The organism is Sphingomonas jinjuensis, assembly GCF_014197105.1.
GTDB lineage: Bacteria > Pseudomonadota > Alphaproteobacteria > Sphingomonadales > Sphingomonadaceae > Sphingomonas > Sphingomonas jinjuensis.
Map to the genome: position 1 here is coordinate 1 of NZ_JACIEV010000015.1, position 14,215 is coordinate 14,215.

Consider the following 14,215-nt stretch of genomic DNA (forward strand, 5'->3'; position numbering starts at 1 on the left):
ATCTCCTCGGGCTTGTGCTTCTTCGAAGGCATTCGTCGTCCCTTCCTTGATCCAGACTGTCATAGTCGATGGACCACTCAGAAGGGGGCAGCTCAGCCCTGAGCCCCGCGATCATCAAGACGGCGATGTGGGATGTCGTCGGCTGGAACCGAGCGGCGGCGGTGCTGCTGACAGACTATGCCAAGCTGCCGCGCGAGGGACGCAACATCCTCCGGCTTATGTTCGGCAGCGACCATGTCCGCGCACGGAACGAAAATTGGGAAAGCATCGCTCGCTTCGTGGTCGGCGCCTTTCGCGCCGACGTAGCGCGTGCGGGCGCGAACAACAGCGTGGAGGCAACAAAGCTCGTCGCCGAGCTCTGCCGGGTCAGTGCCGAATTCGAGGCGTTATGGCAGGACAATGACGTGGTCGCACACGGAGACGGCGTGAAGCGCATCCACCATCCCGACGCAGGGCTACTCGCGATGGAATTCTCCTCCTTCGCCGTTGAAGGCAGGCCGGAACTCGGGATGATAATCTACAATCCCGCTTCACCCGACGACGCCGATCGCCTGCGCGCGCTGCTGGACGCGCGCCAAAGTGAATGATCCTGACGAGCGCTGCATGGCTTGGCGGATCTCAAACCCGCGCTGGTCACCCTGGTCACCGGCTGTGCGGCCATCGGTGGAGCAACCGCGGTTGCGGCCTAGCGTTTACGTCGCAACGGAGATTGCCGATGCTAGCCCTCGCACTTGTCCTTGCCGCCACCACTCAACTCGATCGGTGCCTCAATGAGGGCGAGGCGGCGCGTGGCGTGACCCCCGCCATGTCGGCCTGTTACGTCGCGGACTACCAGCGAGCCGACGCGCAACTGAACGCCACGTATAGTGCGGCGATGAAGCGCATTCCGGTCGCCCGTCGGGCCGTTCTGCGCGCATCGCAACGCGCGTGGATTAGAAAGCGCGATGCGGCTTGCCCGATCGACGACCGCTCTGGCGTTGGCACGATCGAGACGTTGAACCATCCCGCATGCCTGACAAAGCAGACCACCCGCCGGACTAGCTGGCTGACGCGCTTCCGCTAACTTCGCCGACGCCCGCCTACGGCCAGATGTGATGACCCAATTACCGACGTTGGCAATCCCTCGGCGATGCCCCGCAAGCGGACGTTCGTTCAGGAGGATCTACGGGATCGAAGTAAGCCCGTATTTAAAAATTCAAAGTCAATAAGACTTTCATAGATTTATATGTTGATAATGAGCGGTGTTTTAGTCGGTTCTAGCTTAAGCGATTTACGCTGCGTGAATATAGCGCAACGCCGCTAGGTCCTGAACAATATGTCCAAGTGATTTGAAGGTCGTGAGCTGGCCTGACGCTATGCGCCCGACTGCTTCACCGCTCAGTACCTCGCCAAGCTCCGCGACAATATGGCCGTCGTCGATCAGCCCCTCCGAACGAGCCGCAATGAACTCGGCCGCCGCGACCAATGCCGAGCGGCGACTATCGACGATGAATCGAGTGGCGGCGACGAGCGCCGTGTCGACCTCCATCGGACCGGCATAGCTCGATCCGACGAGATTGACGTGCGCGCCCGGCTGCAACCAGTCGCGAAACAGTACTGGCTGCGCCGAACTCGTAACGGTCGTGACGATGTCCGCCTCTGCCGCCTCACGCGGATCCGCAACCGCGCGGATTGGCAAACCGGTTTCCGCTTCGGCCTTCTGCGCGAAGGCTTCGGCGCGCCCCTCGTCGCGCCCCCATATCCGCACATCCTCCAGCGGCCGGACCAGCGCGATGGCGCGCAGATGAGTTGCCGCCTGCGCTCCGCAGCCGAACACGCCCAGCGTTCGCGCGTCCGCCCGCGCCAGCGCATCGGTTGCGACCGCAGTCGTGCATGCGGTGCGGATTTCGGTAATCGCGCCCGCATCGGCCATTGCCGCAACATCCCCGCTCTCGGGGTCAAATAGGATGACAAGCCCGCGGTGCCCCGCCCGCCCATCTCGCGCGAGATCGGGAAACACTGTGATCACCTTCGCCCCGAAGCCCTCATCAATACTTAGCATCCCTGGCATCAGCGCGAAAAGCTTTGCAGGCGCCGGCTCGATGATCTGCCGCAGCGGCTGCTCACGCCTCTCCGCACTGAACTGGCACATCGCAGCGCGCATCGCGCCGATGCAGCCAGGATAGTCGAGAAGCCGCTCGACCGCGTCGCGATCGTAGAAGGGAAAGCCGGTCATGGTGCGATCCTGCCGCGAGAGGGGCGAAGACTTTCTACCCCGTTCCCGCTGCCATCGGCAAAAATTATCCGCAGGTTCGCTGGAACGACGTTCGCAAGACAGGTTTTTGCCGCCAGCTCCGATAAGCTGCTCCGGACGAGCGGAAAGGAAGCGCAATGGGGAAGGCAATCGGATGGACGTTGGCCTGCGCTGGCGCGGCGCTAGCGCCGCCCGTGCTCGCGCAAAAGCGCCCGGTCGCCGCGCCGATCCCGGTCGCGACGGACGCACCGCTCGCCCCCGCCAGCACTAGGGCGACGATCGTCCTCGCCGGACAGCGGCTGCGCTATCGCGCCACTTGGTCGGAAACGGTCCTTCGCGATCCTGCCGGCGTGCCCGACGCGACGATCTCGGCGACCAGCTATGTCCGCACCGACGTCAGCGACCCCGCGACCCGCCCTGTCGTGATCTTGTTCAATGGCGGCCCAGGCGCCTCCTCCTCCCCGCTTCATTTCAGCGCCTTCGGCCCCCGCCGCCTTGGCCCGCGTGATGCCAGCGGCAATCGCGCACTGCTCGACAATGGCGAGACGCTGCTCGACGTTGCCGACCTCGTGTTCGTCGACCCGGTCGGCACCGGCTTCAGCCGCCCGCTGCGCCCCGGCGGCGGCCAGCGCTATTGGAGCGTCGAGGGCGACGCCACCGCGGTGCTGACGTTGGTGCGCGACTGGCTCCGAGCCAACCGCCGCACCATCTCGCCCCTGTTTCTCGCCGGCGAAAGCTATGGCACCTATCGCCTGGGCACGATGGCGCGGCACCTCGACGGGCTCAACGTGGCCGGCCTCATCCTCGTCTCCCCCGCGCTCGATTTCGGCACCGCCGCCGACCAGGCCGCAATCGATCGCCTGCCGACGATGGCGCTCGCCGCTGCCGTCCGCCGCCAGCCCGGCGACGCCGCGACCCAGTGGGACGCCGCCCGTCGTTTCGCCGAGACCGACTATGCCGTCGCGCTGCAACAAGGCACGCTGCTCCCCGCGGCGGAACGCGACCGCGTCCAGGCGACCGTCACCCGCTTCACCGGCGCGAGCGACCTCCGTCCGCAAACCCAGCCGTTCCTCGAAACGGTCCTGCCAGGCCACATCGTCAGCCGCCTCGACGTCCGTGTCGCCCAGCCCAAGGCGCCTCCCGCCAACGCCGACCGCCCGGCCGCCGCTAACGATCCGTCGCTCGGCCTCGGCCGCAGCAACGTCATCGTCTCGGCGCCGATCACCCGCTATCTGACGCAGGACATCGGCGTGCGCACCAGCCGGGACTATGTATCGCTGACGCTCGACGTCAACTTCGCCTGGAATTGGCAGCGCCCCGACACCGAACCCGGCGCGACGTGGAGCGTTGTGCCCGCCATCGCGCAAGCTATGGCCGCCCGCCCCGGCGTCCGCCTGCTCGCGATCGGTGGCTATTACGATCTCGCCACCCCCTGGCTCGCCACGCGCCACGCGTTGACGCGCGGCGACCTGCCCATGGATCGGGTGACGCTGCTCCCGCTCGCCAGCGGCCATTCGCCGTTCGAGGACGAGGCCGAACGCGCGCGCGGCGCCGCCAGCATCCGTGCGTTCATCGCCGCAGCGAAATAGCTTGCCCTGTCGCATTGACCGCATAGTCTATGCGGCGTGAGCGACGAACTCTCCACGATCGATCTGCGCATCCTCGAACAGGTGCAACGCGATTCATCGCTGTCGACCAGCGAGCTTGCCGACAAGGTCGGTCTGTCGCAATCGCCCTGCTGGCGCCGTCTCCAGCGTCTGCGCGACGAAGGCTATATCACCCGCCAGGTCGCGCTGGTCGATCGCGCCAAGTTCGGCAGCAGCCTGTTCATCTTCGCGACGCTCAAGGTTGGCACGCTGACCGAGGAGCAGCGCGCCGATTTCAACCGGAAGCTCGAGTTGACGCCCGAGATCCTGGAATGCTATTCGATCTTCGGCGAGCGCGACTTGCTGATCAAGGTGATCGCGCCATCGATGGACTGGTATCAGCAGTTCATCTTCAAGACGATCCTGAAGCTGCCCGGCGTCATCGACATCCAGTCGACGGTGACGCTGGCGGAGATGAAATACACCACCGCACTCCCCGTCCGCGGCAACAAGGCGCTGTAGCTCAGGCGACCGCCTTCAACGCCCGATAGGCGCACAAGCCTTCGCCCAGACCATCGAGCGCATAGGCCAGATCCGCCGGCGGCCGGGCGAAGCCGATCCGCACATGGCCGGGTGCCCCGAAATACTCGCCGGGCGCCACCACGACGCCGCATCGCTTGGCCAGCCAATCGGCGAACGCCAGCGTATCGTCGATCCCGATCAGACGGGGAAAGACGATACAGCCGAACGTCGGCAGCTCGCCCTCGATCAGCTGCGCCGCCCGCCATTCGTCCAGCGCCGCTTCGGCGATCGGTCGCGCCGCCGCCACGCAGTCGCGCGACCAGGCGTCGAACAGCTGCTGCTCGTCGAACACCAGCGCCGCTGCGGCATGCGCCAGGTTGGAGATCCCGAATTCGAAACGGTCGACCAGCGTGCGTACCGGCGCCAGCACTCCGGCATCACCGACGATCCAGCCGCAACGCAGGCTGCTGAGGCCATAGATCTTGGTAAGGCTGCTGATGGTGATGATGTTGGGGGACAATCGCATCGCCGGCACTGGCCGTGTCGCGGCGTCGGCATAATCGCCGTACACCTCGTCGACCAAGACCAGCACGCCTCGCGCCTCGGCGAGCCGGGCGAGCGCTACCATCGCCTCGTGCGCGCACGGTGCGCCGGAAGGATTGTGCAGGTTGGACAACACCACCAGCCGCGTCGTCGGCGTCAGCGCCGCCGCGATCGCGTCGACGTCCAGCGCGAAGTCCGGCGCCGCGCGGACAAATCGATCGACAGCGATCCCGTGCAGGTCGCCGATCCGGGAGAACAAGTCGAACCCCGGCGTCTCGACCAGGATCCGCTCGCCCGGCGTCACCAGCGCGCGGTACAGGATCGACAGCGCGCCGGTCGCGCCCGTGGTGGCGATCAACTGATCGCGCCCGACGCCATAGGCGCGCGCGAGATGCGCCATCACGAACGGATTGCCGTTGGCGAAGGCGCTGGCATAGCGATCGGTGACCGGCTCGGCGAAACTGCGCGCGACGAGGTCCGTCAGCAACGCGCGCGGTTCCGGCACCGAGCTGTCGAACAGGGGCACGATCCGCCCGCCGCTCTCGCGCATCCGCATCAGCGTGCGGCGCACCCATTCGGCATAGCTGTCGCCGGTCATCGCTTCTATCGCGGTCATTCCCGTGGTGCTTCCCCCATGGCCCGGCAAGAATAGGGTCGCGGCGCGGAAATAGTCTGTCGACTTCGCCGGTCCTGCAGCTGAAGCTGCATAATCTTGCCCAAGACAGGCGAAGGCGGCGACAGACTATCGGGCGTCGGCGTGGCGGGCATAGCCGAGGTAGACGACGATCCCGACCACCAGCCAGCCGAGCACCAGCAGATAGGGTCGCCCGTCGGCCTCGATCCCTGCGACGATGATCGCCGCCGCCGCCAGCACCGCGGCCCAGCCGGAAAAGATCACCAGCCGCGGTGGGAAGCGCAGTCGCGCGCGCGTCGCGATGTCACCCTGCCCCCCCGCCAGCCGGATTGCGCACAGCGAGCAGGCCATATACTTCAGCATCGTCGGCACGTTCACCGCGAGCAGCAGGAACACCAGGCTCGACGGCATCAACAGCCCCGTCATCGCGCAGACATAGCAGAACAGGATCGCACGGTACGGCGTGCCGAAGCGCGGATGGACGTGGGCCAGCGCCGGCGGAAACGCGCCGCTCAGCCCCATCGCATAGATGCTGCGCGAAAAGGTCAGCGCGGTCGCGTTCATCGTCTTCAGGATCGACACCGTTGCGGCGCCGACCACGATCGGCAGCGCCGCCGCACCCAGCGGCACGCGCGCGGCGTCAAGCAGTGGCGCCTTGCTCGCCGCCAGCGCCGCCGGCCCGACCAGCCCCAGCGCCGTCGCCGCCACCGCGCCATAGATCAGTGCCGTCACCAATACCGCGATCGCGATGCCCAGCGGGATGGTCCGTTGCGGTTCGCGCACCTCGTCACCGATCTCCACCGCCGATTCGATCCCCAGGAACAGGCTGATCAGCAACGGCGCCGCCGCCACCACCGCCCAGCCGCCTTCGGCCAGCAGCGGCCCGATCGCCGTCGCGGACGCCTGCGGCGCGCCGGTGCCGACGAACAGCGCCAGGATCGTGATCAGCATCAGCATCAGCGCGGTCTGCGCCTTCGCCGCCACCGCGACGCCGACATAGTTGAGCGCGAACACCAATGTGATCGCCGCCGCGACGATCGGGGTACCCGGCAGGTCGATCGCCATACTCAGGTAGTTGACCAGCACCCGCGCCAGCACGACCAGCGCGCCGACGTTGCTCAGGATCCGCAGCCAGGCGATCGCGAAGCCGGCGAACGGGCTCAGGAACCGCCGCGGCCATTCGTAGGACGCGCCCGACACCGGCAGCGCCGATGCCATCCATGCATAGACGATCGCGAACAGCAACATCGGCACGATGCCCAGCGCAATCGCCACCAGCAGGCCCGATCCGGCCACCGCCGCCGCGGGCTGGAGCACCGAAAAGATCGAGACGCCGATCGCCGTTCCCGCGCCGAACATCACGACGCCGGTCAGGCCGACGCCGCGCGTCAATGGCCGCGTGTCGGCGCCGCTCAACGCCCGCGCTTCAGCGGCTTGTAGGCAAGGCATTCGACTTCCACCCCCGCCCCGAACGCCAGTCCCCGCGTGCCGAATGCGCTGCGGGCGGGCATCCGTCCGGGCTTGAAGAAGGTGGCATAGGTCTTGTTGAACTCGCCCCACCGGCTCATGTCGTCGAGCATCACCGTGCACTTGACGATGTCGTCCATCGTGCCCCCGGCGAGTGCCAGTGCATCGCGGACATGCTCCATCGCGAGCCGTGCCTGATCGGCCATCGCCGGCGGCACCTTGCCATCGTCCTCCACCCCGATCTGCCCGGCGAGGAAGATATAGTCCCCCGCGCGGACCGCTGGCGAAAACGGCACCGTCGATCCCGGCCGCGTGAAGAAGCGCGGGTCTTGCGCGCCCACGTCAGTCGAAATGATCGCGCCCGTCAGCAGCAAAGCCATGAGTACCAGCCGGCGCATCCGTCCCTCCCGTCGTCGTGGCCGGCGCCGTCGCCTTCGGCGGTGCCGCGAAGGGAGCGATACCGAGCCGCTGATAAATTTCCGCCGGATAGTAGATCGCGCCATCGTGCATCACCATCCGCGGCCGCTTGATCGCGGCGATGTCGCGGGTCGGGTCGCCCGCGACCAGCACCAGATCGGCGAACTTGCCCTGCGCGACCGAGCCGCGCAGCGCGCCCTCACCCAGATACTCCGCCGCCCCCAGCGTCGCCAGCCGCAGCGCCCGCGCCGGCGCGATCCCGGCCTCGACGTAGAGCTCGACCTCGCGCTGAACGGTGAAGCCGGTGCCGTCGTCGGTGCCCGGCAACAACCGGATACCGCGGTCGTCGAGCATCTTCACCACCTCGAGCAGCTTGGCGAAGGCGGCGACGTAGCGCGCGTCCTCGCCGGCATCCTTCAGCGGCACGAAGGTGCGCTGGCGATGGCGCTGATAGCCGATCGGCATATGCGCCAGATAATCCTTGTCGCCCGCACCGACGGTACCCGCCCGGCTCAGCATCAGCCGCTCGAGGATCACCGCGGTCGTGTCGAGCGACACGTGGCGCTGCTGCATCGCCGTCACCGTCCGCTGCACCCGCGGCGACGACAGGTCGAGGTCCGCCGCCCGCGCCATCCCCGTCAGCCGCAGCGGCGTGCGCGTGTCGTCGGTGGGCTCGAGCAGCCAGCCGAGCATCAGCTGGTTGATGTGCGCGATCGTGTCATAGCCATCGCCGATGACGCGGTCGGGGCTCGAGAAGGCAGGCACATGGCCGGTCACGCCCAGCCCCAGCCGATGCGCCTCGGCGGCGACCGGCTTCACCCAATCGGGATTGAAGCTGTTGTAGATCTTGATCTCGCGATAGCCGCGGTCGGCATACCAGCGCACGGCCCGCAGCGCGTCGTCGAGCGTGTCGGAGATGATACCGTTGCGCGCCGAGAAGAGGCTGCGTCCCTCGATGAAGCCGTCGGCGACGACGTGCGGCCCGGCGATCTCGCCACTGTCGAGCCGGGGCAACAGGTCGAGCAGGAAGCCGTTGGCGTTGCCCATGTCGCGCGTCGTGGTGACGCCTGCTGCCAGATAGAACAGTCCCCCGCCCAGCGACGTGTGCGAGTGCATGTCGGCGAGGCCGGGCATCAGCGTCCCGCCCTCGCCGTCGATCACCAGCTGGTCGGCGGGGGCGGCGCCCTTGTCGTCGGCGGCCGACAGCACCTGCGTGATCCGGTCGCGCATCACCACCACGATCGCCGGCGCGCTCAGCGTGCCGCTCGCGGGATCGAACACCCGGACGTTGCGGATCCGCACCGGCACGTCGTAGCGGTGGGCGACGGCGCGGCTGATCGCGCGCACCCGTTCGCCCTCCAGCTCGGCGCCCAGCGTCATCAGCGCCGGCGCCTCGCGCTCCTGCCCGCTGCGGATCGTCACGCCCGTCGCGCTGAACGTCGCGAATAGCCGCCGCTGGGCATCGAGCATCAGATAGTCGGGTGCGAGTTGCGGCCCTTCCAGCCGATAGACGTCGACCGCCGTCGCCCCGACCTTCATGGACCGCAGCTTCGTCACCGCCAGCCGCCCGCCCGGCAGCGTCGTCACCGCCCCACCCTTGACGAGCGCGGCGCGCGCATAGACGCCCAGCGCCCAGGGGCTGTCGTCGTTGACGATATAGAGGCCTGGCGCCGCACTCGCGACCGCGCCGCTGTCCGCCTGGCTCTTCCACGTCGCGCGCCCGGCCGCCCAGCGATATTGCTCGCTGACCGGACCGCCCATCAGCGAACTGCCCGCGATCGTCCAGCCGACCGGCATCGCCCCGGCGCCGAGCTCGATCTCCTCGCGATGCTTCGGTCCGCGGCCGTTGTCGTCGACCCGATAGTCGACGCTGACCCTGTTGCCGGTGGTCGTCGCGACGACGGTGCCGACGATCTCGCCGTTGGCGACCACCGACAATCGCTCGGTCTGCGCCGCGACGGGCGTCGCGATCATCATCAGCGGCAGCAGCACGCCCTTCACAGCGCGCACGCCTTGTCGGAAACGCCCAACACGCGCTCCCACTGCCACGCCTGCCCCGTCTCGCCGCGTGGCAGATAGTCGATGCTGAGCGCCCGCCCCTCGCGTCTGACGGCCAGCGTCAGCCGCTGCGTCTGGTTACCCTGGATGCCATCCTGCGGCACCGGCACGACGATCTCGTCACCATCGCGGAGCCCCGCCGCGGCGGCCGCGGATCCCGCCTGCAGCCCACGCACGATCCGCTTCGGCTCCGCCAGAACGGCGGTATCGAAGCCCAGCTCGTACCGCCGCAGCGGCTTGGCGACGCGTCGGAAGCAGGGGCCGAACGCGTCGGACGCCGGCAGCGGCATCGTGCCGCCCAGAAACGCGCGGAAATCGGCAACCGCCGGTTCGCCGAGCGCGCCGCGCAGCTCTGCCTCCCAATCGGCGTTGGTCGTCGTCCGCCCGCCGTGCTGCCGCGCGAGCATCGCCAGCATCAGATCGTCGAGCGACCGCTTGCCCGCCGAAGCCTTGCGCAGCCGATCGTCGAGGTCGGCGAAATACAGCATCCCGCGATCATAGGGCAGCGTCCGGATCCGCGTGTCCGCCCAGAAGCGCGTGGGTACTTCCGCATTGGGCACCGTCGCCATCGCGCTGGTGTAGTAGCGCCCGGCGTGGAAGTTCAGGTCCTTGACGAAATCGTCCGGTCCGATCAGCCCGTAGCGCAGCGGCAATCGTCGCTGGTAGAATGTCGCCAGTCCTTCGCCGAACCATGACGACGCCAGCCCGGCGGGTTCCTCGATGAACGGTTGGAAGGTGTGGAACATCTCATGCGCGAGCGTGAACTTGATCTCGCCGGGATCGCTGCCCTGTCCACCTGACCTGCCGAAAGTCGTCACGAAGCTGTGGTACAGCCCGACGCCGCCCCCGGCATTGATTGGATTGTAGCGCAGGAACACGCCATAGGGCGGCGGCGTCTTCTGCCCGAAGAAGCTGGCGTAACGGTCGTAGAGCGTGCCCGTCCACCGCATCAGCCCGGCGGCATCGAACGGCGGCTTGCCCTGCCAGGCGGCGAAGAAACCACGCGCGGGCACCGGCCACTGACCGACTCCCCGGCCCGCCATGTAATAGGCCATGCGCAGCTGCCCGGCGGTCAACGGCTCGGGCGCCATCACCCGCCCGACGCCATAGGAACTGGCCCCGCGCGTCCCCTTGGGCAGCGCCGACAGATTCCAATCGACCGTGGCGCGATAGGCGGCATCGCCAGGCGGCAACAGCAGAAAGACATGCCCCGCCCCCGACGTGCCGCCGCCATCGTCGCTGAACGCGAACGGCGGCGCCGGCCCGCGCGGCGGCAGGCTGGCGGTGGCGGGGATGGTGTAGCGCACTGTCAACCTACCGGCGACCGCGCGGCTCGCCACCCACTGACGGCTGGGGCCCCCGGTATCGGCATCACGCGCCGCCCCCGTCGGCAGCACCACGTCGCGCGTGGTCAGCGACAGGGGACCGCGTGCGTCGCTCGCCTGCACGGTGATCACGGTGGCGACGGTATCGACGTTGCTCGTCACCAGCGGCAACCCGAGCACCGCCTCGCCCGCCGCCGCCGCCACGCCGTCGAAGCGCAGCGTCACGTCGATCGTCGCGATCCTGTCCTGCCCCCTGGCGGCAGGCTTCGGCGCCAGCGTGATGGCCACCGCCGGTTGTCCGCTTACCGCCGCCGCCAGCGCCATCGTCAGCATCAGAACTTCACCCTCACGCCGGCATAGAACTGCCGCCCGATGATGTCGCCATATTGCAGCGTCGGATAGGACGGCTGCTTGTCGGTCAGGTTGTTGACGCCGAAGCGGAACGACATCCGCTCGAGGTCGAGCTGGAACGACAGGCTGTGCGTCAGATTGCTCGCGATCCGCGGGTTGGGGTTATTCTCGATCGTCGCATCGGGCAGGGCGATCGCCGGGCTCAGGTAGAAGGCCTGATAGCTCATCCGGAACGGCCCGTTAACGTAGCGCAGGTCGAGCCGTCCGACCCAGTCGGGCTGCGGCGTCGCGGTGATCGGGCTCACCGCGGTGCCGTCCGACCGGACGAAGACGGTGCCGGTTACCGAGCTTTCCAGCAGCGAGGTGTGCGTTGCCGCCGCCTCGAACTCCAGCCGCCCGGCCTTCGCGCCCAGCGGCAACAGATAGTTGACGTTGTACACCTCGCCACGAAAACGAATGACGCCTGCGTTGAAGGTCGTCGTCGTGCCGGTCGCGTAGGATCCCGCCTGGCTGGCGGAGGTTGCGGTCGCCAGCCGAGTGAAGGCGGTGCACACCGCCGCCGGCGGATTTGGGTCGTCGAAGCAGGTCTCGGCGAAATTCTGCGTCGTGAACGGCGACAGGCCGTCCCGCAGGTCGATCTGGATGCGATCGGCGGTGATCGTCAGCCCCGGGATCAGCTTGGGCTGGAGGACCAGACCATAGGTCCAGGTCTTGGCGATCTCGTTGCGCAGACTCGGGTTGCCGCCCGTGGTGACCAGTGTCGTGGTGAAATTCTCACCCGAATTCTGGAACGCTGCCAGCCTGGTTTCGGCCGACGCCCCGGTGGCCGCGCCGCCCGGTCCGCCGGTGCCATAGGTGGGGTTCGCCTGGAACAATGCCAGGCAGGCGGCACGCCGCTGCGTCGGGTTGGGGCCGCCGGCGATACGGTCGGCATCGCAAGGGTCCGGGTTGCCGCTCGCCAGCCCGGTCGACGACGGTGCGAACAGCTGGGTCAGGGTCGGCGCGCGGAAGTTGCGGCTTCGATTGCCGCGCAGCGTGATCCCCGGCACGACCTCCCAGCGCAGCCCCGCGTTCCAGACATTTTCATGCCCCGCGATCGAGTTGTCGACGTAGCGATACGCCCCGGACGCCTCAAGCGCGTGGACCAGCGGCAGCGTGAAGTCGCCGCCGACCAGCGGCACCAACACTTCGCCCGACAGCTCGTCGGTGTTGTACTTGCCCTGCGTCGGCAGCACGGCCGGATTGCCGAGAATGCCCTGCTGGTCGGCCGCGAACGGGCGGAAGCGCACCCGCTCGTCGCGATGCTCATAGGCCGCGGCGACCTTGGCATCACCCGCCGGCAGCGTCACCACCGAGCCGCTCAGCGTCGCCAGCACGTCGACCTGCTCGTTGCGATAGCGGCTGCCCGACCGCGCGGAGACATAGTTGCGTGCCGCCGCCGACACGTTGCCGTCGCCGAACGGATTGATCGGCGCGCAGGCGCTGTCGTCGTTGGCCGTGTTGGCGTCGGCGTTGATCGAGCAGACGATCTGCCCCGCCGCGTTGCGCGTCGCGCTGATCGCGTTGTTGTAGCGCGACAGGATCACGCCCCAGCCCTGCGTGCTGCCGTCCACCCGCGCATAGCTGCCGGACACGTTCCAGTCGAAACGCCGCCCGCCCAGGTCGAACTTGCCCTCGAGGCCCAACAGGCCGCGATAGGTGTCGGTGCGATAGCGCTGGTTGTTGTCGGGCGTCAGGTCGTTGAACACCTTCGACAGGAACAGCGGTGCGCCGGCGGCGAACGCTGGCCGCGCGGCCGACAGCGTCGCGATCGCCGACCGGGTCAGGAAGGGATTGTTGATCGTGAACGCGATCGGCCCCGTCCCCGCCGCGGCGGAGCCCAGGACGGTGTTCGATCGGACCTGGAGCCCCTCGATCGCTTCGGTTCGCGCGTATAGCAGCTCGGTCGACGCGGTAATGCCGTCGGTCAGGTCATAGTGGCCGATGACGTTGGCGGTGACCCGCTCGACGCCGGTGCGCAGCGTGCCGACCAGGTTCGAATAGCGGAAACCGTCGCCGCCGCTGGCGAAGGGAACGCCATATTGCGTGCCGATGCTGAACGGCGCGACGCTGCCATCGGGCTGGAACTGGCGATTGAGCAGGAACCCGGCGACCGGCGCCGGGGTCGTGAAGATCACGCCATTCGGGTTGAACTCCCAGAAGCGCGCATCGAAGATCTCGCGCGTCGACGGGATGCCGTCGCTCGCGCTGGTGTTGGCGCTGTTGGGCACGGTGATCCGCGCCAGCTGGGTGCGCGGGCGGCTGGCGAAGGCGAGCGGCTCGGTCTTCGACCATTCGACGTTGGCGGCGATGTTGCCGCGCCCGCCGCCGAAGTTGCGCCCCGCGGTCAGCCGCGCGCTGTACTGCGGATAATCGCCGCGGCTGGTGATGCTCGACTGCGCATCGGCCTCGATCCCGTCGAAGTCTCGGCGCAGGATATAGTTGACCACGCCGGCGATCGCGTCCGAGCCATAGACCGCCGCGGCGCCACCCTGCACCACCTCGACCCGCTGCAACAGACCGAGCGGCACGATGTTGGCGTCGACCTGCGAATCGCCCAGCCCGCTCGACGTCGTCACCGTGCGGCGGCCGTTGATCAGCGTCAGCGTACGCCCGGTGCCCAGCCCGAACAGCGACGGCGCCTGGATGCCGCTGCCGCTCGACGCGCCGCTCCCCGATGCCTGGGCGAGCTGGCGGTTGATCGACGGCTGGTTGTTGAGCGCCTGGGCCGCGCTGACGAAGCCACGATCGGTGATCGCCTGCTGGTCGACGACGGCGATCGGCACGGTGGTGTCGGTGGCGGAGCGACGGATGCGCGATCCGGTGACGACGACGTCGTCGCCAGCGGTGTCGTCGGGCAGCGCGGCCTCGATGCTGCCGGACGCGACCTGCGCCGGCGGCGCTGGCTCCGCGGTCTGGGCGTGTGCGGCGCTGCTCAGCAGCAGCACGGTGATCGCAGTGGTCGCCAGCAACGCGCCCCGCAGCCCGTCAGTGGTTACAGATCGCATAAAGTCCCCCTCGATAGTCGTGCGTCGCCTGC

General features: G+C 68.0%; 11 protein-coding genes. 4 read left to right on the forward strand and 7 right to left on the reverse strand.

Translation table 11 applies throughout. The annotated features are described in order from the left end of the window. Positions 1-68: 68 nt before the first annotated feature. Positions 69-587, forward strand: coding sequence for an MmyB family transcriptional regulator (locus GGQ80_RS17265; RefSeq protein ID WP_484592910.1), 519 nt, complete (start codon positions 69-71; stop codon positions 585-587). A 128-nt stretch (positions 588-715) separates the two neighbouring features. Beyond that, positions 716-1,063: a lysozyme inhibitor LprI family protein gene (locus tag GGQ80_RS17270; protein WP_183987189.1), complete on the forward strand. Its 348-nt coding sequence runs from the start codon at positions 716-718 to the stop codon at positions 1,061-1,063. A 207-nt stretch (positions 1,064-1,270) separates the two neighbouring features. Here the strand turns inward: GGQ80_RS17270 and GGQ80_RS17275 are convergent, their stop codons facing one another. Next, on the reverse strand, positions 1,271-2,215 hold the full coding sequence (locus GGQ80_RS17275; protein WP_183987191.1) for an ornithine cyclodeaminase family protein: 945 nt from the start codon (positions 2,213-2,215) through the stop codon (positions 1,271-1,273). Between the two features lie 155 nt (positions 2,216-2,370). Here GGQ80_RS17275 and GGQ80_RS17280 point away from each other — a divergent pair, with 155 nt between their 5' ends. Together GGQ80_RS17280 and GGQ80_RS18785 are read left to right on the forward strand one after the other, a co-directional pair. Further along, positions 2,371-3,822, forward strand: a complete 1,452-nt coding sequence (locus tag GGQ80_RS17280) for a S10 family serine carboxypeptidase-like protein (RefSeq protein ID WP_183987193.1) — start codon at positions 2,371-2,373, stop codon at positions 3,820-3,822. Positions 3,823-3,858: 36 nt separating this feature from the next. After that, on the forward strand, positions 3,859-4,341 hold the full coding sequence (locus GGQ80_RS18785; protein ID WP_183987195.1) for a winged helix-turn-helix transcriptional regulator: 483 nt from the start codon (positions 3,859-3,861) through the stop codon (positions 4,339-4,341). A gap of 1 nt (position 4,342) precedes the next feature. On the opposite strand, the gene GGQ80_RS17290 is transcribed toward GGQ80_RS18785, so the two are convergent. The 6 genes from GGQ80_RS17290 to GGQ80_RS17315 all read right to left on the reverse strand — a co-directional run bounded on the left by GGQ80_RS17290 (position 4,343) and on the right by GGQ80_RS17315 (position 14,183). Next, positions 4,343-5,500: a pyridoxal phosphate-dependent aminotransferase gene (locus GGQ80_RS17290; protein WP_183987197.1), complete on the reverse strand. Its 1,158-nt coding sequence runs from the start codon at positions 5,498-5,500 to the stop codon at positions 4,343-4,345. Between the two features lie 126 nt (positions 5,501-5,626). Continuing rightward, positions 5,627-6,934 (reverse strand): APC family permease, encoded by a 1,308-nt coding sequence (locus GGQ80_RS17295; protein ID WP_246347182.1) that lies wholly within the window; start codon positions 6,932-6,934, stop codon positions 5,627-5,629. Continuing rightward, positions 6,931-7,365, reverse strand: a complete 435-nt coding sequence (locus GGQ80_RS17300) for a RidA family protein (protein WP_183987200.1) — start codon at positions 7,363-7,365, stop codon at positions 6,931-6,933. Before GGQ80_RS17300 ends, GGQ80_RS17295 begins: the two co-directional genes overlap by 4 nt. After that, positions 7,328-9,403: an amidohydrolase family protein gene (locus tag GGQ80_RS17305; protein ID WP_343051089.1), complete on the reverse strand. Its 2,076-nt coding sequence runs from the start codon at positions 9,401-9,403 to the stop codon at positions 7,328-7,330. The genes GGQ80_RS17300 and GGQ80_RS17305 overlap by 38 nt, the downstream gene beginning before the upstream one ends. Then, positions 9,400-11,118, reverse strand: coding sequence for a M61 metallopeptidase family protein (locus tag GGQ80_RS17310; RefSeq protein ID WP_221364477.1), 1,719 nt, complete (start codon positions 11,116-11,118; stop codon positions 9,400-9,402). The genes GGQ80_RS17305 and GGQ80_RS17310 overlap by 4 nt, the downstream gene beginning before the upstream one ends. Further along, positions 11,118-14,183, reverse strand: a complete 3,066-nt coding sequence (locus GGQ80_RS17315; protein WP_183987202.1) for a TonB-dependent receptor domain-containing protein — start codon at positions 14,181-14,183, stop codon at positions 11,118-11,120. Before GGQ80_RS17315 ends, GGQ80_RS17310 begins: the two co-directional genes overlap by 1 nt. Positions 14,184-14,215 lie beyond the last annotated feature (32 nt).